This is a genomic window from Aeromonas sp. V90_14 (assembly GCF_029967615.1).
Taxonomy (GTDB): Bacteria; Pseudomonadota; Gammaproteobacteria; order Enterobacterales; family Aeromonadaceae; genus Aeromonas; species Aeromonas hydrophila.
Map to the genome: position 1 here is coordinate 182,753 of NZ_JASCAS010000008.1, position 24,178 is coordinate 206,930.

At 63.8% G+C, this 24,178-nt stretch carries 24 protein-coding genes; 16 read left to right on the forward strand and 8 right to left on the reverse strand.

From position 1 onward, the window contains the following. The first annotated feature begins 123 nt into the window (after positions 1-123). Both clpB and QLG02_RS08955 read left to right on the forward strand, forming a co-directional pair. Positions 124-2,697: an ATP-dependent chaperone ClpB gene (gene clpB, locus QLG02_RS08950; protein WP_024945187.1), complete on the forward strand. Its 2,574-nt coding sequence runs from the start codon at positions 124-126 to the stop codon at positions 2,695-2,697. Positions 2,698-2,757: 60 nt separating this feature from the next. Next, positions 2,758-3,582, forward strand: a complete 825-nt coding sequence (locus tag QLG02_RS08955) for an MBL fold metallo-hydrolase (RefSeq protein ID WP_282465009.1) — start codon at positions 2,758-2,760, stop codon at positions 3,580-3,582. Between the two features lie 210 nt (positions 3,583-3,792). Here the strand turns inward: QLG02_RS08955 and asnA are convergent, their stop codons facing one another. Then, entirely contained in the window at positions 3,793-4,785 is a 993-nt protein-coding gene (gene asnA / locus QLG02_RS08960; protein WP_016352287.1) for an aspartate--ammonia ligase, read from the reverse strand. 153 nt (positions 4,786-4,938) lie between these two features. Here asnA and asnC point away from each other — a divergent pair, with 153 nt between their 5' ends. After that, on the forward strand, positions 4,939-5,400 hold the full coding sequence (asnC, locus tag QLG02_RS08965) for a transcriptional regulator AsnC (protein WP_011707730.1): 462 nt from the start codon (positions 4,939-4,941) through the stop codon (positions 5,398-5,400). A 94-nt stretch (positions 5,401-5,494) separates the two neighbouring features. Here the strand turns inward: asnC and QLG02_RS08970 are convergent, their stop codons facing one another. Further along, positions 5,495-6,259, reverse strand: coding sequence for a transporter substrate-binding domain-containing protein (locus tag QLG02_RS08970; protein ID WP_269384576.1), 765 nt, complete (start codon positions 6,257-6,259; stop codon positions 5,495-5,497). An 85-nt stretch (positions 6,260-6,344) separates the two neighbouring features. Between QLG02_RS08970 and QLG02_RS08975 the strand changes: the two genes are divergently transcribed. Beyond that, positions 6,345-6,881: a DUF2301 domain-containing membrane protein gene (locus tag QLG02_RS08975; RefSeq protein WP_282465010.1), complete on the forward strand. Its 537-nt coding sequence runs from the start codon at positions 6,345-6,347 to the stop codon at positions 6,879-6,881. Here QLG02_RS08975 and QLG02_RS08980 read toward each other — a convergent pair. Beyond that, on the reverse strand, positions 6,878-7,282 hold the full coding sequence (locus QLG02_RS08980; protein ID WP_269384578.1) for a CBS domain-containing protein: 405 nt from the start codon (positions 7,280-7,282) through the stop codon (positions 6,878-6,880). The genes QLG02_RS08975 and QLG02_RS08980 overlap by 4 nt on opposite strands. A gap of 119 nt (positions 7,283-7,401) precedes the next feature. Here QLG02_RS08980 and QLG02_RS08985 point away from each other — a divergent pair, with 119 nt between their 5' ends. Next, on the forward strand, positions 7,402-8,106 hold the full coding sequence (locus QLG02_RS08985; RefSeq protein WP_269384579.1) for an SDR family oxidoreductase: 705 nt from the start codon (positions 7,402-7,404) through the stop codon (positions 8,104-8,106). A gap of 3 nt (positions 8,107-8,109) precedes the next feature. Here the strand turns inward: QLG02_RS08985 and QLG02_RS08990 are convergent, their stop codons facing one another. Beyond that, a complete protein-coding gene (locus tag QLG02_RS08990; protein ID WP_269384580.1) occupies positions 8,110-8,625 on the reverse strand; it encodes a 2-amino-4-hydroxy-6-hydroxymethyldihydropteridine diphosphokinase in 516 nt (171 codons plus the stop codon). A 129-nt stretch (positions 8,626-8,754) separates the two neighbouring features. On the opposite strand from QLG02_RS08990, the gene QLG02_RS08995 reads away from it, so the two are divergent. The 4 genes from QLG02_RS08995 to QLG02_RS09010 all read left to right on the forward strand — a co-directional run bounded on the left by QLG02_RS08995 (position 8,755) and on the right by QLG02_RS09010 (position 12,147). Then, positions 8,755-8,847, forward strand: a complete 93-nt coding sequence (locus QLG02_RS08995; protein ID WP_017409791.1) for a YnhF family membrane protein — start codon at positions 8,755-8,757, stop codon at positions 8,845-8,847. Positions 8,848-8,945: 98 nt separating this feature from the next. Continuing rightward, positions 8,946-10,346 (forward strand): HAMP domain-containing sensor histidine kinase, encoded by a 1,401-nt coding sequence (locus QLG02_RS09000; protein WP_011707724.1) that lies wholly within the window; start codon positions 8,946-8,948, stop codon positions 10,344-10,346. Between the two features lie 8 nt (positions 10,347-10,354). After that, positions 10,355-10,870 carry a hypothetical protein gene (locus QLG02_RS09005; protein ID WP_011707723.1) on the forward strand — a complete coding sequence of 172 codons (516 nt, stop codon included), beginning with the start codon at positions 10,355-10,357 and terminating at the stop codon, positions 10,868-10,870. Continuing rightward, positions 10,867-12,147 carry a sigma 54-interacting transcriptional regulator gene (locus QLG02_RS09010; protein ID WP_011707722.1) on the forward strand — a complete coding sequence of 427 codons (1,281 nt, stop codon included), beginning with the start codon at positions 10,867-10,869 and terminating at the stop codon, positions 12,145-12,147. The genes QLG02_RS09005 and QLG02_RS09010 overlap by 4 nt, the downstream gene beginning before the upstream one ends. Positions 12,148-12,219: 72 nt before the next feature. On the opposite strand, the gene QLG02_RS09015 is transcribed toward QLG02_RS09010, so the two are convergent. Further along, positions 12,220-12,702 (reverse strand): DUF1097 domain-containing protein, encoded by a 483-nt coding sequence (locus tag QLG02_RS09015; RefSeq protein ID WP_282465011.1) that lies wholly within the window; start codon positions 12,700-12,702, stop codon positions 12,220-12,222. A 370-nt stretch (positions 12,703-13,072) separates the two neighbouring features. Between QLG02_RS09015 and msrP the strand changes: the two genes are divergently transcribed. Together msrP and msrQ are read left to right on the forward strand one after the other, a co-directional pair. Beyond that, entirely contained in the window at positions 13,073-14,074 is a 1,002-nt protein-coding gene (gene msrP / locus QLG02_RS09020; RefSeq protein ID WP_206866026.1) for a protein-methionine-sulfoxide reductase catalytic subunit MsrP, read from the forward strand. Positions 14,075-14,093: 19 nt separating this feature from the next. After that, positions 14,094-14,726, forward strand: coding sequence for a protein-methionine-sulfoxide reductase heme-binding subunit MsrQ (msrQ, locus tag QLG02_RS09025; protein ID WP_206866025.1), 633 nt, complete (start codon positions 14,094-14,096; stop codon positions 14,724-14,726). A 43-nt stretch (positions 14,727-14,769) separates the two neighbouring features. On the opposite strand, the gene QLG02_RS09030 is transcribed toward msrQ, so the two are convergent. Further along, on the reverse strand, positions 14,770-15,015 hold the full coding sequence (locus QLG02_RS09030) for a PepSY domain-containing protein (RefSeq protein ID WP_010635834.1): 246 nt from the start codon (positions 15,013-15,015) through the stop codon (positions 14,770-14,772). Between the two features lie 63 nt (positions 15,016-15,078). On the opposite strand from QLG02_RS09030, the gene QLG02_RS09035 reads away from it, so the two are divergent. The 4 genes from QLG02_RS09035 to QLG02_RS09050 all read left to right on the forward strand — a co-directional run bounded on the left by QLG02_RS09035 (position 15,079) and on the right by QLG02_RS09050 (position 18,044). After that, the gene (locus QLG02_RS09035) at positions 15,079-15,411 is read left to right on the forward strand and encodes a hypothetical protein (RefSeq protein WP_011707718.1); all 333 of its coding nucleotides are present in this window, start codon (positions 15,079-15,081) and stop codon (positions 15,409-15,411) included. 86 nt (positions 15,412-15,497) lie between these two features. Further along, positions 15,498-16,154, forward strand: coding sequence for a response regulator transcription factor (locus QLG02_RS09040; protein ID WP_011707717.1), 657 nt, complete (start codon positions 15,498-15,500; stop codon positions 16,152-16,154). 37 nt (positions 16,155-16,191) lie between these two features. After that, the gene (locus tag QLG02_RS09045) at positions 16,192-17,541 is read left to right on the forward strand and encodes a sensor histidine kinase (RefSeq protein ID WP_168755809.1); all 1,350 of its coding nucleotides are present in this window, start codon (positions 16,192-16,194) and stop codon (positions 17,539-17,541) included. A 41-nt stretch (positions 17,542-17,582) separates the two neighbouring features. After that, positions 17,583-18,044 (forward strand): hypothetical protein, encoded by a 462-nt coding sequence (locus QLG02_RS09050; protein ID WP_010635837.1) that lies wholly within the window; start codon positions 17,583-17,585, stop codon positions 18,042-18,044. Between the two features lie 152 nt (positions 18,045-18,196). On the opposite strand, the gene torA is transcribed toward QLG02_RS09050, so the two are convergent. Beyond that, positions 18,197-20,677 carry a trimethylamine-N-oxide reductase TorA gene (torA, locus tag QLG02_RS09055; RefSeq protein WP_282465012.1) on the reverse strand — a complete coding sequence of 827 codons (2,481 nt, stop codon included), beginning with the start codon at positions 20,675-20,677 and terminating at the stop codon, positions 18,197-18,199. Positions 20,678-20,699: 22 nt separating this feature from the next. Next, positions 20,700-21,830: a NapC/NirT family cytochrome c gene (locus QLG02_RS09060; RefSeq protein WP_282465013.1), complete on the reverse strand. Its 1,131-nt coding sequence runs from the start codon at positions 21,828-21,830 to the stop codon at positions 20,700-20,702. Positions 21,831-22,194: 364 nt separating this feature from the next. On the opposite strand from QLG02_RS09060, the gene QLG02_RS09065 reads away from it, so the two are divergent. Further along, complete coding sequence (locus QLG02_RS09065; RefSeq protein WP_282465014.1) at positions 22,195-24,162, forward strand: DNA topoisomerase III; 1,968 nt, start codon at positions 22,195-22,197, stop codon at positions 24,160-24,162. The last annotated feature ends 16 nt before the right edge of the window (positions 24,163-24,178 follow it).

Below are 24,178 nucleotides of genomic sequence, written 5' to 3' on the forward strand. Positions count from 1 at the left end.
CCGCTTTGCAGAAAAAATAACCAGCCCCGCCCCTTGAAATAGTCCGTACGGGCCTCATCTTTCATCTCAGAAAGTTATGTTGTTTGCCGCGCAAGCGGCGTCTGTCTTGAAAGGGGGAGTGCAATGCGCCTCGATCGCCTGACCAGCAAATTCCAGATTGCTATTTCCGATGCCCAGTCTTTGGCACTGGGTCGTGACCACCAATTCATCGAACCCGTTCACCTGATGACCGCCCTGGTCAATCAGGATGGCGGCTCCATCCGTCCGCTGCTCACCCTGACCGGGATGGACATCAATTCTCTGCGCTCGCGCCTCGGCGAAGAGCTGGATCGCCTGCCGCGCGTCAGCGGCGTGGAAGGGGACGTGCAGCTCTCCAACGGCCTCGGCCGGCTGCTCAACGTCTGCGACAAGCTGGCTCAGCAGCGCAAGGATCAGTTCATTTCGTCCGAACTGTTCGTGCTGGCGGCCCTCGACGAGAAGGGGACGCTGGGCGAGCTGCTGCGTGCCCAGGGGCTGACCAAGGAGAAACTCGAAGCGGCCATCGACAAGGTGCGTGGCGGCAAGAAGGTGGAAGATGCCAACGCCGAGGAGAATCGCCAGGCGCTGGAGAAATACACCATCGATCTGACCGAGCGGGCCGAGATCGGCAAGCTCGACCCGGTGATCGGCCGGGATGACGAAATCCGCCGCACCATTCAGGTGCTGCAACGCCGTACCAAGAACAACCCGGTGCTGATCGGTGCCCCCGGCGTCGGCAAGACCGCCATCGTTGAAGGGCTGGCCCAGCGCATCATCAATGGCGAGGTGCCGGAAGGGCTCAAGAACAAGCGGGTGCTGTCGCTCGACATGGGGGCGCTGGTGGCCGGTGCCAAGTATCGCGGCGAGTTCGAAGAGCGGCTCAAGGCCGTGCTGAACGATCTGGCCAAGGAGGAGGGCAACGTCATCCTCTTCATCGACGAGCTGCACACCATGGTCGGCGCCGGCAAGGGTGAAGGGGCCATGGATGCGGGCAACATGCTGAAACCGGCGCTGGCCCGTGGCGACCTGCACTGCGTCGGTGCCACCACGCTGGACGAGTACCGCCAGTACATCGAGAAGGATGCCGCGCTGGAGCGCCGCTTCCAGAAGGTACTGGTGGAGGAGCCGAGCGTGGAGGACACCATCGCCATCCTGCGCGGCCTGAAGGAGCGTTACGAACTGCACCACCATGTGCAGATCACTGACCCCGCCATCGTGGCGGCGGCCCAGCTGTCGCACCGCTATATCGCGGATCGCCAGCTGCCGGACAAGGCCATCGACCTCATCGACGAGGCGGCGGCCAGCATCCGGCTCCAGATCGACTCCAAGCCCGAGTCCCTCGACCGACTCGAGCGGCGCATCATCCAGCTCAAGCTGGAGCAGCAGGCGCTGATGAAGGAGGATGATGACGCCAGTCGCAAGCGGCTCGAGTTGATCAATCAGGAAATCAGCGAAAAAGATCGTGAATACAACGAGCTGGACGAGGTGTGGAAGGCCGAGAAGGCCGCCCTCGCCGGCACCCAGCACATCAAGGCGGCCCTCGAGCAGGCCCGCCAGGATCTCGACGTGGCGCGCCGCGCAGGCGATCTGGGCCGGATGTCCGAGCTGCAGTACGGCCGCATTCCGGAGCTGGAGAAACAGCTGGATCTCGCCACCCAGGCCGAGATGCAGGAGACCAGCCTGCTGCGCAACCGGGTCACCGACGTGGAGATTGCCGACGTCTTGGCCCGCTGGACCGGTATTCCGGTGGCCCGCATGCTGGAAGGGGAGCGCGACAAGCTGCTGCGGATGGAAGATCAGCTGCACAGCCGGGTGATCGGCCAGGAAGAGGCGGTCGAGGCGGTTTCCAACGCCATTCGCCGCTCCCGTGCCGGGCTGTCCGACCCGAACCGCCCCATCGGCTCCTTCCTGTTCCTGGGGCCCACCGGGGTGGGCAAGACCGAGCTGTGCAAGGCGCTGGCCGAGTTCCTGTTCGATACCCAGGACGCCATGGTGCGGATCGACATGTCGGAGTTCATGGAGAAACACAGCGTGGCCCGTCTGGTGGGGGCGCCTCCGGGATACGTGGGTTACGAGGAGGGCGGTTATCTGACCGAGGCGGTACGCCGTCGCCCCTACTCGGTGATCCTGCTGGATGAAGTGGAGAAGGCACACCCGGACGTGTTCAACATCCTGCTGCAGGTGCTGGACGATGGCCGCCTGACCGATGGTCAGGGTCGTACCGTCGATTTCCGCAACTCGGTGGTGATCATGACCTCCAACCTCGGGTCGGATCTCATTCAGGAGCACCACTCCGAGAAGGATTACGACGAGATGAAGGGCATGTTGATGGAGGTGCTGACCCGCAGCTTCCGGCCGGAGTTCATCAACCGGATCGACGAGACCGTGGTGTTCCACCCGCTCGGCGAGGAGCACATCAAGTCCATCGCCCGCATCCAGCTCAAGAGCCTGATGGGTCGACTGGAGGCCCAGGGTTACGAGGTGGAGGTGAGCGAGGCGCTGCTCGAGAAGCTGGTGCACGCCGGGTTCGATCCCGTCTACGGGGCGCGTCCCCTCAAGCGGGCGATCCAGCACAAGGTGGAGAACCCGCTGGCGCAAGCGCTGCTCTCCGGTCGCATCGTGCCGGGCAAAAAGCTGGTGCTGGGGGCCGACAGCAATGGCCTCACCATGACCCAGTAACGGGATTGTCGATGAAAAACGCAGGCCTCGTGCCTGCGTTTTGTTTTCAGGGGGAGCGAGATGCTGAAGTTTTCCGTGCTGGTGGATGACGACGTTCATCTGCCTGGCTGTCTGCCCGAGCGAGGGTTAGCGCTGCTGCTGGAGTGTGACGGCCTCAGGGTGCTGTTCGACAGCGGCCGTGGCCGGGCGCTGTGCCACAACGCCGCCGTGATGGGGATCGATCTCGCCTCGCTCACCCATGTGGTGCTCTCCCACGGTCATTATGACCATGTGGGCGGGGTCGGCTCACTGCCCGTCTATCCAAGACCCATCCCGCTCATCGCCTGTCCGGACGTGTTCTGCGAGCGGGGTTACTTCCTGTCGCTCCCCTTCTGGCGGCGCAACCTCTATCGCCTGTCGGGGGAGCTGGCTCGGGAGTCGCTGCCGGCCAGAGGCTTGCTTCCCCACTGCTCGGCCGAGCCGGTGTGGCTCTCGGATCGTCTGGTGTTCCTCGGCAGCATTGTGCGGCGCGACCGGGCTGCGCCTTCGCTGCTCGGCTACATAGTGCGGGGCGGGCGGGTGGAGAAAGACCTCATCAGCGACGATTCGGCGCTGGCCTACAAGAGCGAGCAGGGGCTTATCGTCTTTATCGGTTGTGGCCACGCCGGGGTCGAGAACATCGTCGAGTGGGCCAAGGAGGTGTGTGGTGACGAGCGGATCCACGCCGTCATCGGCGGCCTGCACCTGAAGTTTTCCGGCCCAGAGCGGGCGGTGGCGCTCGGTGCCTATCTGCAGGAAGAGGCGGTGGATCAGTTGTTTGCCTGCCACTGCACCGGCAGCAGAAAGGCGGGGTTGCCGCGCCAGCGCCAGATCGGGGCCGGGTTCGAACACAGTTTTTCGGCGTAAAAAAAACGGCAATCCGAAGATTGCCGGGAGGAATGTAGTGAAGCGACCTGACGTGGGTTGAGCGGGTCGCAGGGGCAAGCCCCCGATTGCGAAGCGCGGCCACTGCTGGCCTCGCTTCTTACAGCCTGCCGGGGATGCGCTCGCTCAACCCCGACGGCCACCTGCCTGTTGCCATGCCGGCGGCGATGACGCCGGCATGGCCTTCATTCGTTACAGCATGCCTTGCACGGCGGCTTTCATCTCGGCCGGCCAGACGCCGACCTGGACCTGGCCGATATGCTCTTTTTGCAGCAGCAGCATGGCCAGACGGGATTGGCCGATGCCGCCGCCGATGGTTTGCGGCATCCGTGCGGCCAGCAGATCCTGGTGCCAGTCGTACTGCAGGCGATCCTCGTCGCCTGTGATAGCCAGCTGACGGCGCAGCGCCTCGGCGTCGACCCGGATCCCCATGGAGGAGATCTCGAAACTGTCCTGCAGTACCGGGTTCCACACCAGGATGTCACCGTTCAGACCGGCCAGACCCAGCTCGCTGTGGCTGCTCCAGTCGTCGTAGTCCGGGGCACGCACGTCGTGGCGCTCGCCGTGGGAGAGGGCACCGCCGATACCGATCAGGAACACGGCCCCCAGCTCCTTGGCGATGGCACGCTCGCGCCCCTTGGCATCGAGATCCGGGTAGCGGGTCAGCAGCTCTTCGCTGTGCAGAAACTGGATCTCGGCCGGCAGGAAGGGGGTCAGCTCGTGCTCGGCGCAGACCGCGCGCTCGGTGGCCTTGATGGCGGCCCAGATGCCGCGCACGGTTTCCTGCAGGTAGGCCAGATCGCGGCGCTCGCTCGGCATCACCTTCTCCCAGTCCCACTGATCCACGTAGACGGAGTGGATGGGGGTGAGGCGATCCTCGTCCGGACGCAGCGCCTTCATGTGGGTGTAGATGCCTTCGCCCGGGCCGAAACCGAAGCGACCCAGGGTCTGGCGCTTCCATTTGGCCAGTGAATGCACCACTTCATAGCTGTGCTCAGGCAGGGTCTTCACCTTGACCTGCACCGCATTCTCGTGGCCAGAGAGGTTGTCTTGAGTGCCATCGCCGACCCGGCTCAGAATGGGGGCTTGCACCTCCATCAGACCCAGCTGCTGGGCGAGTTGGCGGGAGAACATCTCTTTGACGAAGCTGATCTGTTGCTGGCTGCGAATGTAGTGCTGTTTCATGCTGAATACCTGTCTTGAACCCGTTGGATGTGAGGATTCTTCAATAGATTGCCAACTAAATTCAATATTCGATAATAGAAATAGGCTTTGTGTATTTTTTTCTTCAAAATGCACCGGTAATTAATGATGAATCATCAAAGGGAGTGCAAAAAAGTGCCGGAAAATTATCGGATCGATAATCTCGATCAGGCCATCCTCACCGCCCTGATGGAGAATGCGCGCATTCCCTATGCCGAGCTTGCCAAACAACTGCTGGTCAGCCCGGGCACCATCCATGTGCGGGTAGAGAAGATGAAGCAGGCGGGCATCATCGAGGGAACGCGGGTGCAGGTGAACCCCAAGAAGCTGGGCTACGACGTCTGCTGCTTCATCGGCATCAATCTGAAGAGCGCCAAGGATTACCCCTCGGCGCTGGCCAAGCTGCAGGCGCTGGACGAAGTGGTGGAGGCCTACTACACCACCGGCCACTACAGCATCTTCATGAAGGTGATGACCCGCTCCATCGACGAGTTGCAGACGGTGCTGATCCACAAGATCCAGACCATCGACGAGATCCAGTCCACCGAGACGTTAATTTCGCTGCAAAACCCGATCTTGCGGGATGTGAAGCCTTAAGGACTGAGGGACGCGGGAGTTCCATTTCACATGCGAAACCCTGATTTCATTGCAGTGCCCGATCTTGCGAGGCGTGCAGCCCTGACGGTCGGGATCAGGGCTCGATATAGGGGATGCCGTACTGGTCGTAGATGGCCTTGAGCCGACCGTCGCGCTTCATGCGCAGCAGTTCGGCGTCGTAGGCCGCCATCAGGGCCGGGGTGGTGGCATCGGCCCTGGCCTTGGTCCAGACGGTGTAGTAAGGGCTGGCCTTGAGTGGCTTGGGCAGGTAATCGAGCTTACCCTCCAGCCCCTCCTCCTTGATCTGGGCAAAGGCGGTGACCAGCGGCATGGGCACCACGTCGATACGCCCGGCGATCAGCTTGCGCAGTTGCAGCTGGTTGATGGGGATCTCCTGGAAGTGATAGGCCGGGTCGGCGAGGGCAGCTGTCAGCTCCGGGGTATAGGAGAAATCCTTGGTGATGCCGATGCGCCAGGGTTTCAGATCGCTCAGCGTGTCGTAGCGGATCTTCAGCAGGTCGGCCTTGCGCACGAAGAAGTGCCAGCTGTGGCGCAAGTGGGCTTGCTGCGGGTAGAGCAGATAGCGTTCCCGCTCCGGCTTGTAGGAGTGGGTCATCACCAGGTCGTAGACCCCGGTTTCGGCGTTGCGGGTCAGCCGGGCGCCCGAGTCGGTCAGCTCGATGCGGATGGGAATGCGCAGCTTGCCGAAGATGGTGCTGACCACGTCCACGTCCAGCCCATGGGGAACGCCCTGTGCATCCAGAAACTTCAGCGGCGGCTCCAGGGTGCCACCGATGATCAACTCTTTGGCCTGCAGCCAGAGGGGGAACAACAGGCAGAGCAGAATGAATCTTCGCAAACCACATCTCCTGCACGGAATAGGGAATCGCTCGCGGGCATAATTCAAGTATATTGGCCCCTACCTGCAACAGAGGCGACCGCCGATGGCAAACCCTGAAATAGAAAGCGAGCTGGACGGCATCGACAGAGTGTCGGTCTGCCTCTATCGCCTTGGCTTGAGTCTGGCAGCCTTGCTGCTGCTATGTCGAGGGGCAAGCCTGCTGCTCGGGCAGGATTTTTGGGCGCCGGCGAGCTGGCTGGTGGCGCTGGCCGTGGCCAGCGGGGTATGCGGGTTATGCCTGCATGTCTATGACAAGCGCATTCGCTTTGTACTGCAGGGGCTGGGCTGGGGCGCCCTGCTGCTCAGTGCGAGCGGGGCGCCGGATGTGCTGGTGCTGGGGGCGGCATTGGCCACCCTGGCGGGGCTGGCCTTCAAGGAGCAGTTCTGCTTCGCCATTCCGGGGGTCAGGGCGGTCCCCTTGCTGCTGCCCCTGTTGTGGCTGCTGGAGCTGGCCGGCATCGGCTGGGCCGCCGCCCTGGTGGCGCTGGTGTGCGGATTGCTGCTCTGCCTGCTCTCCCTGGCCAAGTGGCGCATGCCGCTGCACTTCGATATCGGCGACAAGGGGCGCTACCAGATCTAGGTGGGCTGGCAGCCCTTCATCTGGGCGTTGAGGGCCTGCATGACCTGCCGGCGGCTGATGATGCCGACGACCCGGTTCCCCTCCAGCACCGGATAGACCTTGGGTCTGGCCTCGGTCATCTGGCGGGCCAGATCCAGTATGCTGTCATCCGGGCTGACCGAGAGCGGTGTCCGGCTCATCAGATCCTCGACCCGGGTGCGGGTATCGCAGTGATAGCTGCCGGTGAGCAGGCTCGGGATGCAATCCTGCTCGGAGAGAAAACCGATCAGCCGCTGCTGCGGGTCCAGCACCGGCAGACCGCTGAGGCCTGAGTCATGCAGCCGGTCCAGTGCCTCGGCCAGGCCGAGCTGCGGGGTGAGGGAGTGGGTCGAACGGCTCATGTGATCGCGGATCTGTAACATGGAAGTGGCTCCGTAAGGTGGCAATGGCGCCACTATGCCCGCCGGGTGACGGCCACGGCCAATGGCTTGTGCCGTGGGGATCGATAGGTATCCCCCGGCCAGACAATCAAGGAGAGGGTATGCGTGCATTGGTGACGGGGTGTGGCCGCCGGCTTGGTTTCTATCTGTGCGAACAGCTGGTGGCGGCGGGTTGGCAGGTGACGGGCAGCTATCGCAGCGAGCGGCCTGAGCTGGTGCGGCTGCGGGCGCTGGGGGTCGAGCTGGTGCAGGCGGATTTCGCGTGCGAGGAGGAGGTCGGCAAGCTGATCGAGGCGCTGGCGGTCCATCAGGATCTGGCGCTGGTGATCCACAACGCCTCGGCGTTTGAGCCGCAGGCGGCGGATCCGGCGGCGCAGCTGGCCCAGTTTGAGCAGTTCTACCGGGTGCACATGGCGGCCCCCTTCCAGCTCAACCGGGCGCTGGCGCCCCAGCTGGCGCGCAACGCCAATGCTGGCATCATCCATATCACCGACATCTACATCCACGCGCCGGCGCCCCAGTTTGCCAGCTATGTGGCCACCAAGGCGGGGGCCCACTCGCTGGCCATGAGCTTTGCTCGCGAGCTGGCACCCGCCGTCCGGGTCAACACCATAGAGCCGGGCCCCATTCTGTTTCTCGACGAGCATGGCGAGGCGTGGCGTCAGCAGGTGCTGGCGAAGACGCCGCTGGCGCGGGAAGGGGGGCTGGAGCCCATCTGGCAGGCGGTTCAGCTGTTGATGCAGAACGACTACATGACCGGGGCCAGCATCCGGGTGGATGGTGGCCGCAGTCTGGCCGTCATCTAGGGGTCAGCGCAGGAGCGCGGCGGGGGTCGCCATCTCCTGCTGCAGGGCGATGGGGGCGAGGCCGACCTGGCGCTCCTCGATCACCTTGCCCGCCATCAAGCGGGTGTGCAGCGGCAGGGTCACCTTGCGATCATGCACCTGGCCACGGCCATAGAGCTCCGCCAGCAGCTCGTCGAGATAGTCATCGACCCGGGCGGTGGAGAAGTCATCGCTCTGGCTGCTGGCCAGGATGTCGATGTCCAGCGGCCGGTCCAGCACCTTGCAGCGCGGATCGCTGCGATCCCGGCCGTGGGCCAGCTCCATGGCGATGAAGTGTGCCTTGAGCTGGTGCGGTGCCAGCTCGCTCTCGGCGACGAACAGGCAGTTGAGGAAATCATGGCTGGAGTGCATCCCGACCGGCTTGGTCTGGATCACCGAACTCAGCTGCAGGCGGCCAAAGTGAACGAGCAGCTCGCCGACCGCCTGACTGACGTGCTGATGGGGGTCAAGATTCGATCCAATGCTACACAGATAGAACATGTCACCGGTCCTTGGATGGGGCTCATCTGAAATTCATACACAGCTCACGGTTATCGGGTTAACTATGCATTAACATCGGTTTGTCTGTTGTGATCAGGCTCTATCATCTTGGCAAGAAAGGAGGTTTGCATGAGCGTGGAACTGAAATGGGCACTGCTGACCGCATCTGGCGCGTTGGCCATGATCCTGATTATCTGTGTGGCATCCGTCGGTCTGGCGTAATGCCCAAGCTGCAGCATGAACCGGCCCTCTGGCCGGTTTTGCTTTTTGGGGGAGTGCAGATATGCTGACCCACCCCTGCTGAATTGAGATAGTCCAAGATGACCAAGGTACGCCCACGCTCCCTGCTGCAAGTGGTATTGATGGGGTTCGTTCTGGTGTTGATGCCTCTGGGCGGCATGATCTGGCACGACAGCCAGTCCCTCGAACACCTCAGCCAGTTGACCAGCGACGAGCTGGAACGGGCGGTGCGCGACACCCGTCGAGCGACACTGCTTACCACCCAAGCTATTGATCTTGAACGTACTCTTCGTCGCTATGCGGTGCTGGGGGATGAGCGCATCCTGGCCAGTTATCAGCAGCAGCTGGCGAGTTATCGCAGCCTGCTGGCCGCTCACCAGAGTTCCATCCCGGATGCCGAGGCTTACACGGGTCTCGAGCAGGCACTCGCCTGGCTCGACAGCCTGCAGGATCTCGCCCGCGCCAAGGCCGAGTCAAACAGCCCCAAATTTGATGAATTTAATCAGGTTAATCAGCAGCTTGAGATTATCACCCGCAGCCAGGTAGACGAGCATGTCAGCCGGGTGCGGGCGACCATTGCCGCCCTGATGACGGAGATCTGGTGGGTCAGCGGTTTCGTGGCAGTGCTCAGCCTGCTGCTGGTGCTGCTGTTTACCTATCTGATCATCCACCCGGTGCGTCAGATTGAGTCGCGGATCTTGAGCCTGGGTGCCGGCGTGGAACCGGACAAACGCCCGGTGGACGGGCCGGCCGAACTGGTATTGCTGGGGGAGCGGATCGTCTGGTTGCACGATAAATTGAAGGAGCTGGAGCAGCAGAAATACCAGTTCCTGCGCCACGTTTCCCACGAGCTGAAGACCCCGCTGGCGGTGCTGCGGGAAGGGGCGGATCTGCTCTCCGAGCAGCTTGTAGGGCCGCTCACCCCGGATCAGCAGGAGATCTGTCAGATGCTGGAGGAGAACAGCCGCCGGCTGCAGACCCTGATCGAACGGCTGCTCGACTTCAACCGGCTCAGTCAGCAGGAGGTGTTCACCCTGACCCCGGTGGCGCTGGCGCCCCTGCTGTCAGAATTGTCTGCAGAGTACCGGCTGGCGCTGGAATCCAAACAAATCAGTGTACACTTGCCGACCGATCCGATCACCCTGCAGGCCGAGCCATATCGCTTGCGGCTGATCCTCGATAATCTGTTCTCCAATGCGGTCAGCTACGGCGCCAGCGGCGGGCAGATCTGGATCCGCGCCGGGCAGGATGGCAACGGCAGCTGGCTGGAGGTGGCCAACGAAGGGCCCGCGATTCCGCTGGCCGAGCGGGAGCGGATCTTCGAGCCCTTCGAGCAGGGCAGCATTGTGCGCCAGGGGCTGCTGAAAGGCTCAGGCATGGGGCTCTCCATCGCCCGGGAATCGGCGATGAGCCTTGGCGGCGAGTTGGTATTGGTTGAAGATGAACAGGCGGATGTCTGTTTCCGGTTGACGTTGAAGTGAAGCCCAAGATGAAACAATGTGTTGTTCCGGTATTGATGATGAGCCTGCTCACAGGCTGTTCCCTGCTGCCAGCGCGTGACCCGGCGGCGTCGCCGGATCTCGCCCTCGCCAAACGGATGGAGTTTGCCAACAAGGAGATGCAGGTGCGCCTGCAATACTCGGACTGGCTGCTGGCCAGCCATGCCCAGCAGCGGGCCCAGGAGCGCCAGCGCCTCAAGGGGGCGACCGATATCGAGAGCCGGGTCAGCCTGGCCATGGTCAACACCCACCCGTCCGAGTCGGTGGCCAGCCGGCGGGCCGGTCTGGACAAGCTCAAGAGCCTGCTGCCGGAGCTTGGGCTGGATGCCCAGGCTTTCCTGCGCAGCTGGATAGCCCTCGGCGAGGAGCTGCTGGCCCGCGACAGCCGGCGCGACGATCAGAGTCAGGAGGTGCAGCGTCTGCGCCGCCAGATCGAGCAACTCTCCGCCATCGATGATCAACTCAATCAGCGCAAGCTGAACGGCAATGGCGAGGCGCTGAAATGAGTCGCATCCTGCTGGTCGATGACGATGCCAGCCTGCTCAAGCTGATGAGCATGCGCCTGCGCAGCCAGGGCTATGAGGTGGATACCGCCGACAGTGCCGAAGGGGCGCTGGACCGGCTGCGCCAGCAGCGGGCCGATCTGGTGCTGAGCGATCTGCGCATGGCCGGCATGGACGGGCTGGCGCTGTTCGAGCGGATCCAGTCCCAGTGGCTGGGGCTGCCGGTCATCATCATGACCGCCCACGGCACCATTCCCGATGCCATTCAGGCCACCCGCTCCGGTGTGTTCAGCTTTCTCACCAAGCCCATCGACAAGGATGAGCTGTTCGCCACCATAGAACATGCGTTGAGCCTGACGCGCCCAAAGCAGCGACAGGATTGGCAGTCGCTGATCCTGACCCGCAACCCGCAGATGGAGCAGTTGCTGATCCAGGCTGGCAGCATCGCCGCCATGGAGGTGCCCGTGCTGATCATGGGCCCTTCCGGTTCCGGCAAGGGCGTCATGACCCAGGCGCTGCACCAGGCCAGCAGCCGGCGTGACAAGCCGCTGCATGTCATCAACTGTGCCGCGCTGCCGTGGGCGGCGCTGGATCTGCAGCTGTTCGGCGAGGATGGCCAGTCCGGCTTGTTTGAACAGGCCAAGGGAGCGACCCTGTTTCTCGACGAGATAGGGGACCTGTCGGAATCGCTGCAGGCCAAGCTGCTGCAGGTGCTGCAAGAGTACGGCCAGGGCACGCCCGAGGTGCGGGTCATCAGCTCCAGCCATCAGGATCTGGTGGCGGCGATGGAGGAGGGGCGCTTTCGGGAGGATCTCTTCTATCGGCTCAACGTGGCCAACATCACCTTGCCCCCCCTCAGCGCCCGCAGCGAAGACATTCCGCTGCTGGCCAGGCAGGCGCTGGATGACTATCGCAGCCGCCATGGCGACTGCGCCGCCCTCGGCTTCTCGCCGGAGGCGCTGGCCTTGCTGGCGGCGGCGGGTTGGCCCGGCAACGTGCGCCAGCTCTGCAGCGTGGTGGAGCAGCTGGCCAGCCTCTGCTGCAGCCCGGTGATCGGTGCCGCCATGGTGGAGTCGGCGCTGAGCGGCGGCAGTGGTGGCATCCCTTCGTTCAACGAGGCGCGGGCCGAGTTCGAAAAGGAGTATCTGATCCGGCTGCTGCGCACCACCGAGGGCAATGTCACCCTGGCGGCCAACATGGCGGGCAGAAACCGCACCGATTTCTACAAGCTGTTGAATCGGCACGGCATCGAAGCCGCGAACTTCAAGTCGAAGGGATAAATGACAGAGGGGCGGCCCGTCGATGGCGGACCGCCCCTCTTGTTTCAGACCGGCTCGGTCACATCGCCAGGATCAGGCAGGGTCGGTGACGCCAGCGGTGGCCTGGGTTTTCTGGGTTTTGTGGGAGAGCCAGAGGCCGCTCGCCTTCATCAGGTAGCCAAACAGCGCACCAATCACCAGCGACGGCAGGATCAGCCGCCACTCTCCCGCCGCACCGAAGGTGGCGCAGCAACCGGCGAAGGTACCGGGAATGTAGCTGAGCCACTGCTGCTTGGCCTGCACGCACATCAGGGTGGCCACCACCCCGGTCATCAGGTAGCCCGCCACGCCGGCGCCCCACCAGGCGTCGCCATGGATCAGCAGCAGGGCCCACAGCATGCCGCTGGCATTGCACAGCAGGGTCTGCAGCAGCGCCTTGTAGCCGCCGCTGGAGGCAAAATAGCTGGTGCAGCCGAGGAAGCCGACCCAGGAGATGAGGCCGAGGGTAACGGCGACCCAGCCCCAGACGGCGGAGAGGATCCCGGTCGTGATGGCGATGGCGATCAATGGGCTCATGGCGTGACTCTTCAGTAGTGAAATTCGGAAAAAAGGGAGCCTACCCCGCGCAAGAGGGGCGGCAAGCAGGGGCGGGATTGTGTGTGATCTGCATCACTCATTTCAACTCAGGAATACGCTTGCGCTCGCGAAAATATTTCATGGTGAGGCGCTGGCCCCTGCTCCATAGTTAGAGGCCCTGTCCTGCTCATGGAGTGAGTCTGATGGTGCCAAATGTGATCGTTCCCCTGCTGGTGTTCGTAGTGCTGTTTCTGGTCGGAACCATGGCCAAGGCACTGCCCCTCTATCAATTCATGTAATTTTCCGTGAAATAAAACTCGGCCGGGGCGGGTCTTATGATTGTTACCCTCATCGCCCCGGGAGTTTTTCCATGTTGCTCAAGCGCCGCTCTGCCCACCACCTCACCGAACAGGACGTCACGCCGGAAGCCGTCTATCAGGATCGCCGCCTGATCCTGAAAGGGCTGGGGCTCGGCGCCGCCACCCTGGCGTTTCCGACCCAGGCCGGGGTGCTCGATCTCTTCTCTGGCGACAAGCCGGCGCCGGTCGCCACCCGGGCGCTCAACATCCACGCCGCTACCCGGCCGGAGGGGCAGATCCTCACGCCGGAGGAGAAGGCCACCACCCACAACAACTTCTACGAGCTCGGCACCGACAAGGGGGATCCGGCCCGCAACGGTCACTACCTCAAGCCCGAGCCCTGGACCCTGAAGGTGGAAGGGGAGGTGGCCAAACCGTTTACCCTGGATGTGTGGGATCTCATCAACAAGAGCACGCTGGAGGAGCGCATCTACCGGCTGCGCTGCGTGGAGGCCTGGTCCATGGTGCTGCCCTGGAGCGGCATCGCGCTGGCGGATCTGATCCGCCAGGCCGAGCCCACCAGTCGCGCCAAGTTCGTAGCCTTCGAGACTCTCTATGATCCGGAGCAGCTGCCGGGACAGGCGTCGCGTTCCCTCGGTGGCGGCATCGACTACCCCTATGTCGAGGGGCTGCGCATCGACGAGGCGATGCACCCGCTCTCCTTCCTGGCGATGGGGCTCTACGGCAAGGCGCTGCCGGCCCAGAACGGTGCGCCGATCCGGCTGGTGGTGCCCTGGAAGTACGGCTTCAAGAGCATCAAGAGCATCGTCTCCATCCGGCTGGTGGAGGAGATACCGCCCACCACCTGGAACCTGCTGGCCCCCAACGAATACGGCTTCTACGCCAACGTCAATCCGGCGGTGGATCACCCGCGCTGGAGTCAGGCCAGCGAGCGCTTCATCGGCGAGGGGGGCATCTTCGGGGCCAAGCGCCAGCCGACCTTGCCATTCAATGGCTATGCCGACGAGGTGGCGTCCCTCTATCAGGGCATGGATCTGCGCAAGTGGTATTGAGACAAGAGGAGCTGACACCATGACTCTGCGACTGACGGCGCGTCACATTACCTTGCTGCGGGCACTGGTACACCTCGCCTCGCTGGGGTTTCTGCTCTGGCTGCTGGTGGCCGTGCCCGGCGGCCTGCTGGGAGGGGATCCGGTGCAGGGGCTGACCCACTATCTGGGCAAGGGGGCGCTCAACCTGCTGCTGCTCACCCTGCTGGTGTCGCCGCTGGCCAAACGCTGGCGGCAGGGGCAACTCATCAAGCTGCGCCGCCCGCTCGGGCTCTGGTGCGCGGCCTGGGCCGGTCTGCATTTCATGGTCTGGCTGGGGCTGGATCTGCAGTTTGACTGGGGGCTGATTGGCGGCGAGCTGGTCAAGCGCAGATACATAGTGGTGGGAATGGTGGCGCTGCTGTTGCTGTTGGCGCTCAGCCTCACCTCGATCCCGGCCCTGCTGCGGCGCATGGGGCCGGCCTGGCAGCAGCTGCACAACTGGATCTACGCGGTGGCCCTGCTGGTACCGGTGCACTACTGGTGGTCGCTCAAGAGCGGCTGGCAGGAGCCGCTCATCTATCTGCTGCTGGCCTGCGCCCTGCTGGTGCCGCGCCGCGACAAGCTGCTGCGCCCCTGGCGCCGGCTTCGGCCGCAGAAACTGAGGGAGGCATGAGGCCGGCAGTGCCCGCCCCGGCAACCCGCCATAAAAAAGAGGCCTAGTCGGCCTCTTTTTTGATGTCACCCGTATGGGCGTCTACCAGGAGTCGTACCCGTTGTCCCTGGGCATCCAGGGTTTCCACCTCGAATTTGTCCCCTTCCAGCTCCACTTCCCGAATGTCGTGATACCCTTGGGCCACCAGCAGTTTGACCAGCCCGGCCATGTCGAGACGGCTCTCGGCGGCCCAGCCGAGGGTGGAGAAGAGGCAAAGGATCAGCAGGAAACTGCGTCGGATCATATTCATTCCGGATTCATGGCTGGCAGACTATAAACGGCATTATGTTAGGTTTTGGGAGATGAATCATCCATGAATAGAGCCCTGTCTCTGCTTGGGTTGCTGCTGCCGGCTCTGGCACAGGCGGCCACGCCGAACGAGGCCTTGCTGCAGCAGGCGGTCAGCGAGGGACGGGTACGCCCCTTTCATGAGGTGATGGAGGTGGCTTCCCGCCTGCCGGTACGGGTGCTGCGGGTCGATCTGGGGGAGGAGGACGGCATCTGGCTGTACGAACTCAAGCTGATCGACAGCGAGAACAGCGTCATCAAGGTGGGCTATCGGGCCGACAACCTGGAGATGGTGTGGCTCAAGGGCCATCATCTGGAGCGGCTGTTCGAACCGCGTCCGCCCCCGGAAGAGGAGTGATGGAGTGAGTCCGCGAACGCGCCGCCATCCGGTTCGTTCCCCAACCGCCGCCGGTACCGGCACAACCCTGCTTTGGATACCCATTTATGCGAATTCTGATAGTTGAAGATGAGAAGACCCTGGCGGGCCAGCTGGCGGAACAGCTGCGCCTGTCCGGTTTCGTGACCGACCTCTGCCACGACGGCAACGAGGCCGGCTTTCTCGGCGAGACCGAGCCCTACGATGCCATCATTCTGGATCTCGGTCTGCCGGGCCGCGACGGCCTGAGCGTGCTCAAAGAGTGGCGCAGCAAGGGGATCGACACCCCGGTATTGGTGTTGACCGCCCGTGGTCAGCTGCACGAGAAGATCGAGGGGCTCAACGCCGGGGCCGACGACTACCTCACCAAGCCGTTCCAGGTGGCCGAGCTGGTGGCTCGGGTCCATGCCCTGGTGCGCCGCGCCGCGGGCAACGCCAGCTCGATCCTGGAGATCGGCGGGGTGCGGCTCGACATGGCGGCGTCCCAGGTGTGGTACGAAGGCACCCCCATCAAGCTGACCGCCCACGAGTTCCGGGTGCTCGGCTATCTGATGCAGCACAGGGGCAAGGTGGTGTCGCGCAGCGAGCTGATCGACCACATCTACGCCCAGGATTTCGACCGCGACTCCAACACGGTAGAGGTGTTCATCGGCCGGATCCGCAAGAAGACCCACTCTGATCTCATCGAGACGGTGCGCGGTCTCGGCTACCGGATCAACGAATGAGCTGGCACTTGATGCCCTCGTGCGCCGGAGCGGCTGAATGAGGCTGGTGCGCACCCTGCGGGGGCGGCTGGTGGTCATCGCCATGGTCTGGTGCGGCCTGTTCCTGTTTGCCACCGGCTTCAGCCTGCAGACCATGATGCGCAACTACTGGCAGGAGGCGGAGGCCGACGGCCTGCGCCTGCAGCTCTACGATCTGCTCTCTCGCCTCGAGATCCAGCCGGATGGCCTGCCGGTGGTCACCGAACCCATGGCCGACCCCCGCTTTCGCCAGCCCTACTCCGGTTACTACTGGCAGCTGGAGCTGGGGGAGAGCGTGGTCAGCCGCTCCCGCTCCCTGTGGGATGTGCACCTCGACGTGCACGGCCTGAAGTCGGCCTTCGGCGATCCGGATCTCTTCGTCGGCAAGGGGCCCAACAAGGAGCCGCTGCTGATCATGACCCGCACCGTGCTGCTGCCCGGTTCGGATCGGGTGTTTACCCTGGTGATGGCCAAGGACAGCAGCGCCCTGACTCAGACTCTGAAGAAGACCCGCATCAGCCTGTTCCTCGGCCTCGGCTTTGCCGCGACCGGGCTGGTACTCGGCTTCATGTTCCAGATCGTCTACGGTCTGCGGCCGCTGCACCTGTTGCGCCGCGAGCTGAGCCGGGTCCATCAGGGCCATCAGGAGGGGTTCCGGCTGCGCTATCCGCTGGAGATCCAGCCGCTGGTGGAGGACATCAACCGGCTGCTGCACCACTATGGCGAGCTGTTGCAGCGGGCCCGCTCCCACACCGGCAACCTGGCCCACGCCCTCAAGACGCCGCTCAGCATCATGCGCAATCAGGTGGCCCAGCTGCCGCCGGAAGATCAGGCCGCCCTCGGCGAGCAGCTCGATCAGATCCAGCGCCACATCGACTACCACCTCGGCAAGGCGCGGGTCACTGGCGCCGCCAAGATCCTCGGGGTGTCGACCCCGGTGCGGGCGCGGGTGGAGTACATCTGCCGCGCCTTCTCCCGCCTCTATCCGGGCCGGGAGGTGGATCTGCAGGTGCCGCCCACCCTGGCGGTCGGGGTGGAGGAGCAGGACTTCGATGAGATGGTGGGCAACCTGCTGGAGAACGCCTTCAAGTGGTCGGCCGGCCGGCTGCGCATCTCCAGCGCCGAGCTGGGGGGCTGGATCACCCTGCGCATCGAGGATGACGGTCCCGGCATGAGCGAGGATCAGATCGCCAAGGCGGTGCTGCGCGGGGTGCGCCTCGACGAGAAGGTGCCGGGTTCGGGGCTGGGCCTCAACATCGTCTCCGATCTGGCGGAAGCCTATCGCGGCAGCCTCATCATGGGGCGCGCCGAACTGGGCGGGCTGGCGGCTTCTCTCTCGTTGCCCAAGGTGGCAAGAGTAGAGAGCTAGGCATAAGATATGGCACCTGTTTTAGCCTGAGGAAGAGAACCATGACCGATGATCCATGGGCACTGTGTCACTTGGACGATTCGTTCGATGCCTCCGTGCTGGGCACCAAGGGGGCCCAGATCCAGTGGTTTGAGGATCGCGACAGCCTGATTGCCTTCCTGCTGGAAGATTTCGTCGACCTGCTGGCCGACGTGGGCGAGCTGGATGAGGATCAGACCGAGCGGGCGCGCGAGCGCTTCACCCTGCTGGTGGAGCAGAGCTTCGACGATCGCGGCCTGATGGACGCCATCAACGATCTCGCCTCCGGCCTGCGCCGTATCGCCTGGCTGGGGCCGCTCTCCGAGCTGGCCGAGCTGAGCGATGACTTCGCCTCCGGCCTGCGCCGCTATTTCTGGAGCCAGTACGACGGGGATGAAGATGACCCGGATGCCTGGGTGCCGGAAGAACTCTGGCCCCAGCTGGTGGAGTGTGCGGAAGAGTACATGGTGGAAGGGGACTTCTGATTCTGAGCCCTTGTCCGCGCTCTGGCTGCAAGGCGGTTGGAGTGTCCGGAAGAGTAGATGGTTGAGGGTGACTTCTGATTCTGAGCCACACCCCAAACCGCGATAAGAAAACGGCGCCTTGATGGCGCCGTTTTTGTTGCTCACTCCTCTGCTCAGGCGTTGGCCGGCACCGCGTGGGCGGTGTTGGCCGGGGCCGGGCCCTGGTACTTCTCGATCTGCAACTGGGCCATGTGACCGCAGTTGCCCTGCGCCAGGCTGGAGGTGCCCTCGTCGAAGGTGAGGCAGTTGACGTTGCCGTTCTTGCACAGGCTTCCCGCCTCGCCCGGTTTGGCCGGATCGAACCAGGCCCCTTCGCACACTCGCACCACTCCGGGGCGGATGTCGGTCGAGAGCAGGGCCCCCACCAGGATCTGGCCTCGGTTGTTGAAGGCCCGTACCAGATCGCCATCCTGGATGCCGCGCGCCTTGGCGTCGTCCGGGTGGATCAGGATCGCCTCGCGATCGGCGACGGCGAACTTGTCCCGCAGCGGGGTGTTGTCGAGCTGGGAGTGCAGCCGCTGGGTCGGGTGGGAGGTGTTGAGCGACAGCGGATAGCGGGTCGCCTCTTTGCTCTTGATCCACTCCTTGGGCTCATACCACTTGGGATGGCCGGCGCAGTCGGCATAGTCCATGCCGGCCACCGTGCTGGAGAAGATCTCGATCTTGCCGGACGGGGTACCGAGCGGGTTGAGCAGCGGGTTCTCACGGAAATCGGCGTGACGGATCCACTGGCGGTTCGCCTCGGGCACCGGGAAGCGGATGTAGTTGTTGGACTCCCAGAACATGTTGAACGGCGGCAGCGCCACCCGGGCGCCGCGGGCCTGGGCGGCCATGCCGTCATACATCTGCTTGAGCCACAGCATCTCGTCCTTGCCTTCGGTGTACTGCTCCTGCAGACCCAGCTTGGCGGCCACGTCGCGGAAGATGTCGAAGTCGTTGCGCGCCTCGAACTGGGGCGGCACGCACTGGTGCATCGGGAAGACGTAGCGCTGGGAGTAGTCGCCGCCCATCTCCAGATCGTTGCGCTCGTAGCTGGTGGTGGCCGGCAGGACGATGTCGGCGTGCTTGGCGGTGGCGGTCCAGTAGGGCTCGTGCACGATCACAGTCTGCGGCTTGCGCCAGGCCTTGACCAGGTTGTTGGTGTCCTGGTGGTGATGGAAGGGGTTGCCGCCCGCCACATAGACCAGCTTGATGTCCGGGTAGGTCACCTTGCGGCCGTTGAAGTCGATGGTCTTGCCGGGGTTGGCCAGACAGTCGGCGATGCGGGCCACCGGGATCGGAGACGGCCCGTTCTTCGGCGCATTGCCGGCTGAGATGCCCGCCAGGATGCCGCCCTTGGCGGTGGGGCTGCCACCGGAAGAGTAGTGGTAGCTGAAGCCGTAACCGCCGCCCGGCAGGCCGATCTGGCCCAGCATGGCGGCCAGGGTGACCAGCATCCAGTTGGGCTGTTCGCCGTGCTGCTGCCGCTGCATGCCCCAGCCCGCCATGATCATGGTGCGCTTGGATGCCATGTCGAGGGCCAGCTGGCGGATCACCTTGGCATCGACGCCGCAGATGGTGCTCGCCCACTCGGCGCTCTTCGGCTGGCCGTCTTCCTGGCCGAGCAGATAGGCGAGGAACTTGTCGAAGCCGGTGGTGTAGCGGTCGAGGAAGGCCTGATCGTGCTTCTGCTCGCTGTAGAGGGTGTGGGCTACCCCCAGCATCATGGCCACGTCGGTGTAGGCGTTCGGCGCAATCCACTCGGCCCCGGCCAGCTTGGCGGTTTCGTTGTAGACCGGGTCGATGCTGATGATGCGGGTACCCTTCTCCTTGAGCGCCTTGAAGCCAGCCTGGCCCTCGTGATCCGGCATGTTCCAGCTGTTCTTCAGGGTGACCTGGGCGTTGACCCCCCACAGCACCACCAGTTCGGCGTGCTCGATGACGTTGGGCCAGGCGGTCTGCTGCTCATACACCTCGATGGAGCCCATCACGTGGGACATGATCACCTGGGCGGCGCCGGCGGAGTAGTCGCCGGCATAGCCGGTGAAGCCGCCCGCCAGGTTCATCAGGCGGTGCAGCAGGGTGCGGCTGTTGTGGAACATGCCGACGCTCTTCCAGCCGTAGGAACCGGCGTGGATCGCCTGCGGGCCGAAGTCGCGCTGCACCCGGCCTATTTCGCCAGCCACCAGGGCGATGGCCTTCTCCCAGCTCACTCGCACCCACTCGTCGGCGCCGCGCAGTTCGGGCTTGGCCCCCGGGCCCTGCTCCAGCCAGCTCTTGCGCACCATGGGGTACTTGATGCGGTTCTTGGCGTGGACCTGGAACGGCGCCATGTCGATGAGATCGTTGGGGGCCGGATCATCGGCCACCGGCTGGACCCGTACCATGCGGCCCTCTTCGACGATGGCCTCGAAAGCCCCCCAGTGGGCGCCGGTCAGGATGCCTTTCTGGGCGGGCACCAGGGTCGGGAACTGTTCAAGCGCCGTGCTGATGGCCTGGGCCAGCGCGCTTTTCGGGAAGACGCCGGCCAGCAGCGGCAGGGCGGCGCAGGCGCCCAGCCCCTTGAGCAGGTTGCGGCGGGAGAGATTGGTTTGCTTATCGGTAAAAAAAGTCATGACGATTTCCTCTGTGCCAGCCTTAGTGCGCCGCGTTCATGTCACTGGCATGTTTCTGGACGTATTGGGTCAACATGCGTGCCTGTTCCGGGGTCAGGGAGGTGCGTGATTCCATCCCCTTGATGACGCCGATCCACTGGTTGGCGTTGAAGTGATCCAGTGCGGTGAGGCCGTGGCAGCCGGTACAGTTGTTGGACATCAGGGTGGAGGCGTACTGCCACAGCTTGCCCTGATCGCCGATGAGCTGGCTCTGATCCACCCAGGCGGTCAGGCTGACCTGATGCCAGGTGAGGTTGGTGGTGCTGTCGGTTTCGCTCTTGCCGGTGGTGAGCTGCGCCTTGGCCTTGTCGCCGAGCAGGGTGCTCAGGATGCGCTTGCCGGGGGCGGCGTAGAACACCTCGCTCACCCCGTCCTGCTGCCAGCCGTCGATGCGCACCTGGGCGCGGCCGTTGTCGTTGGCCAGCACTTCCACCTGGGTGGAGGGCATCAGGGTGCCTTCGTCGGTCTTGGCGTTGGCATCCAGATAGAGCGGGGTGGTGGCGATGGCGTAACGGGTGGTGACGCTGGCCGGGGTCTGGGCGGCGGCTTGCGCCAGCTCGCTGGCACCGGCGGCGGCCAGGCCGCTCATGTCGGGCATGATGTGGGCGACGCCGCGATGGCAGTCGATGCAGGTCTGGCCCTCCTTGATGGCGACCGGGTGCTCGGCACGGGCGTTGGGGCGCTGGGCCAGGATGTCCATCGCCGCGTAGCTGTGGCAGCTGCGGCAGGTAGCGGAGTCGTTGGCCTTCAGCTCGTCCCACACCGACTGTGCCATGCGCAGCTTGTGAGCCTCGTATTTCTCAGGCGTGTCGAGGGTGCCGATCGCCTCGTGATAGATATCCTTCACGGCGCGGATCTTGGTCCACAGATAGGAGGTGGGATCACCCGGAATGTGGCAGTCTGCGCACTCGGCGCGGATGCCCTTCACGTTCTGGAAGTGGACGCTGCCCTGATACTCGGCCAGCGGGGTCTGCATGGAGTGACAGGAGACGCAGAACTCGGTGGAGCTGGTCTTGTGCATGACGGTCACCGTAACCCCCAGCGCTGCAACGCCCAAGAGGGCTCCGAGCAGCAGTAGCCAGAACCAGGTTTTTCTCAACAATTTTCCAAGCATGACGGCGTTTTCCTACGATCAAATATTACCAATATAGTAGTATCCATGGAGAGGTAGTTGATTGACCTCTATCATGATTTATATTTTGTATTGTTATTTTAAATGCATTTATTATTTTGTAATTTATCATTTAATTGAATTTAATTTAACTTCCTGCGATTTTACCGTCTCTTTCGTCCTCGTTTGAAGCATGGCCAGCCTGGGCCTGCCATCCACGCCCCGGCGGTGCTGTGCACCCGCCCGCCACCCCCTCTCAATTGCTCCTGCCTCGGCAAGGGCCTGTCGCCTCGCGCCCGGGGAGGGCTTGGGCTTTGCCCGGGGCCCGTTATATACTGTTCACATATACAGTATTCAGGTGTTTGCCATGCGACTCTTCATCGCCGAGAAGCCCAGTCTGGGACGTGCCATTGCCGACGTGCTGCCCAAGCCCCACAAGAAGGGGGACGGTTTTATCGAGACCGCGCAGGGGGATGTGGTGACCTGGTGCATCGGCCACCTGCTGGAGCAGGCCGAGCCCGATGCCTATGACGCCGCCTACAAGCAGTGGCGCATGGAATCGCTGCCCATCATTCCGAGCCAGTGGCAACTGGTGGCCAAGCCGAAGACCAAGACCCAGCTCACCGTCATCAAGCGGCTGATCAAACAAGCCGACTGCGTGGTCAACGCCGGTGACCCGGATCGGGAGGGGCAGCTGCTGGTGGACGAGGTGATCGATTTCCTCGGCTATGGCAAAACCAGGCCGGTGCTGCGCTGTCTCATCAGCGATCTCAATCCGCCGGCGGTGCGCCGTGCCCTCGACAAGCTCAGAGACAACAAGGAGTTCGTGCCGCTGGCGGTGTCGGCGCTGGCCCGCAGCCGGGCCGACTGGCTCTACGGCATCAACATGACCCGGGCCTATACCCTGCTTGGCCGCAAGGGGGGTTGCAGCGAGCTGCTGTCGGTCGGCCGGGTGCAGACGCCGCTGCTGGGGCTGGTGGTACGGCGGGATCTCGAGATAGAAGCCTTCGTGCCCAAACCCTTCTTCGAGGTGCTGGCCCATCTACAGACCGAAGGCAACGAGCGTTTCAGCGCCAAGTGGCTGCCCTCCGAGGCCTGTCTGCCCTGGCAGGACGAGGAGGGACGTGTGCTCAACCGGGCGCTGGCCGCCAAGGTGGTGGAGCGGATCCAGGGTCAACTTGCACTGGTGGAAGAGGTGGAGGAGCAGGCCCGCAAGCAGGCGGCGCCGCTGCCCTACAACCTCTCCAGCCTGCAGATCGATGCCGCCAAGCGGTTCGGCATGGACGCCAAGCGGGTGCTGGACGTCTGCCAGGGGCTCTACGAGCGCCACAAGCTCATCACTTACCCCAGATCCGACAGCCGTCATCTGCCGAGCGATCACTTCAACCGGGCCGGCCAGGTGCGGGATGCCATCGCCAGCACGGCGCCGGCGCTGGCCAAGGCGGTGAGCGAGGCGGACGGCAAGATCCGCAGCAAGGCGTGGAACGACAGCAAGGTGGATGCCCACCACGCCATCATCCCCACCGAGAAGCAGGGCAGCCCGGCCACGCTGGGGGCTGACGAGGCGAAGCTTTACGGCCTGATTGCCCGTCAGTACCTGCTGCAGTTCTACCCGCCGTTCGAGTACAACGACAGCAAAGTGCTGCTGCGCATCGCCGGCGGGCTGTTCCAGGCCAAGGCGCGGCGGATCCTCAAGGCGGGCTGGAAGGCGCTGCTCGGGGTGGAGGAGGATGATGAGGAGGAGGCGGGGACCCTGCCGGCCCTGCGCAAGGGCGAGCAACTGCTGTGCGAGCGGGGGGAGCTGCAGGAGAAGATGACCCAGCCGCCCAAGTCGTTCACCGATGCCACCCTGCTGGCGGCCATGACCGGCATCGCCCGCTACGTGCAGGATCCCGAGATCCGCAAGACCCTGCGCGAGACCGACGGCCTCGGCACCGAGGCGACCCGGGCGGGCATCATCGATCTGCTGTTCAAGCGCCGCTTTCTGGTGCGCCAGGGCAAGAGCATCAAGGCGACCCCGACCGGGCGAGCTCTCATTCAGGCGTTGCCTGTCACGGCGACCACCCCTGACATGACGGCGCTGTGGGAGCAGCATCTCGGCCGGATTGCCGAGCGGCAGACGAGCTATCAGCAATTCATGGGGCCGCTGACCGAGCAGTTGAACGGCCTGATCGACGGCGCCAGACAGGATTCGGGGGCCAGCTTCAGTGCCCTGCCCAAGGCGGCGCCCGGAGCCGACAAGCGCCGCTTCACCAAGCGCAAGCGCAGCACGGCGGCTGGTGGTACGAGCGGGACAGCCAAGCGGGGGAGCAAGCGGCCGGTCAAGGCTGCCTGATAAAAAAAGCGCCCCT

Excerpts from the sequence above, each read along its gene's own strand:
- clpB (WP_024945187.1), top strand. The coding sequence starts at position 124 with ATGCGCCTCGATCGCCTGACCAGCAAATTCCAGATTGCTATTTCCGAT.
- QLG02_RS08955 (WP_282465009.1), top strand. The coding sequence starts at position 2,758 with ATGCTGAAGTTTTCCGTGCTGGTGGATGACGACGTTCATCTGCCTGGC.
- asnA (WP_016352287.1), bottom strand. The coding sequence starts at position 4,785 with ATGAAACAGCACTACATTCGCAGCCAGCAACAGATCAGCTTCGTCAAA.
- QLG02_RS08975 (WP_282465010.1), top strand. The coding sequence starts at position 6,345 with ATGGCAAACCCTGAAATAGAAAGCGAGCTGGACGGCATCGACAGAGTG.
- QLG02_RS08980 (WP_269384578.1), bottom strand. The coding sequence starts at position 7,282 with ATGTTACAGATCCGCGATCACATGAGCCGTTCGACCCACTCCCTCACC.
- QLG02_RS08985 (WP_269384579.1), top strand. The coding sequence starts at position 7,402 with ATGCGTGCATTGGTGACGGGGTGTGGCCGCCGGCTTGGTTTCTATCTG.
- QLG02_RS08990 (WP_269384580.1), bottom strand. The coding sequence starts at position 8,625 with ATGTTCTATCTGTGTAGCATTGGATCGAATCTTGACCCCCATCAGCAC.
- QLG02_RS08995 (WP_017409791.1), top strand. The coding sequence starts at position 8,755 with ATGAGCGTGGAACTGAAATGGGCACTGCTGACCGCATCTGGCGCGTTG.
- QLG02_RS09000 (WP_011707724.1), top strand. The coding sequence starts at position 8,946 with ATGACCAAGGTACGCCCACGCTCCCTGCTGCAAGTGGTATTGATGGGG.
- QLG02_RS09005 (WP_011707723.1), top strand. The coding sequence starts at position 10,355 with ATGAAACAATGTGTTGTTCCGGTATTGATGATGAGCCTGCTCACAGGC.
- QLG02_RS09010 (WP_011707722.1), top strand. The coding sequence starts at position 10,867 with ATGAGTCGCATCCTGCTGGTCGATGACGATGCCAGCCTGCTCAAGCTG.
- QLG02_RS09015 (WP_282465011.1), bottom strand. The coding sequence starts at position 12,702 with ATGAGCCCATTGATCGCCATCGCCATCACGACCGGGATCCTCTCCGCC.
- msrP (WP_206866026.1), top strand. The coding sequence starts at position 13,073 with ATGTTGCTCAAGCGCCGCTCTGCCCACCACCTCACCGAACAGGACGTC.
- msrQ (WP_206866025.1), top strand. The coding sequence starts at position 14,094 with ATGACTCTGCGACTGACGGCGCGTCACATTACCTTGCTGCGGGCACTG.
- QLG02_RS09030 (WP_010635834.1), bottom strand. The coding sequence starts at position 15,015 with ATGAATATGATCCGACGCAGTTTCCTGCTGATCCTTTGCCTCTTCTCC.
- QLG02_RS09035 (WP_011707718.1), top strand. The coding sequence starts at position 15,079 with ATGAATAGAGCCCTGTCTCTGCTTGGGTTGCTGCTGCCGGCTCTGGCA.
- QLG02_RS09040 (WP_011707717.1), top strand. The coding sequence starts at position 15,498 with ATGCGAATTCTGATAGTTGAAGATGAGAAGACCCTGGCGGGCCAGCTG.
- QLG02_RS09045 (WP_168755809.1), top strand. The coding sequence starts at position 16,192 with ATGAGGCTGGTGCGCACCCTGCGGGGGCGGCTGGTGGTCATCGCCATG.
- QLG02_RS09050 (WP_010635837.1), top strand. The coding sequence starts at position 17,583 with ATGACCGATGATCCATGGGCACTGTGTCACTTGGACGATTCGTTCGAT.
- torA (WP_282465012.1), bottom strand. The coding sequence starts at position 20,677 with ATGACTTTTTTTACCGATAAGCAAACCAATCTCTCCCGCCGCAACCTG.
- QLG02_RS09060 (WP_282465013.1), bottom strand. The coding sequence starts at position 21,830 with ATGCTTGGAAAATTGTTGAGAAAAACCTGGTTCTGGCTACTGCTGCTC.
- QLG02_RS09065 (WP_282465014.1), top strand. The coding sequence starts at position 22,195 with ATGCGACTCTTCATCGCCGAGAAGCCCAGTCTGGGACGTGCCATTGCC.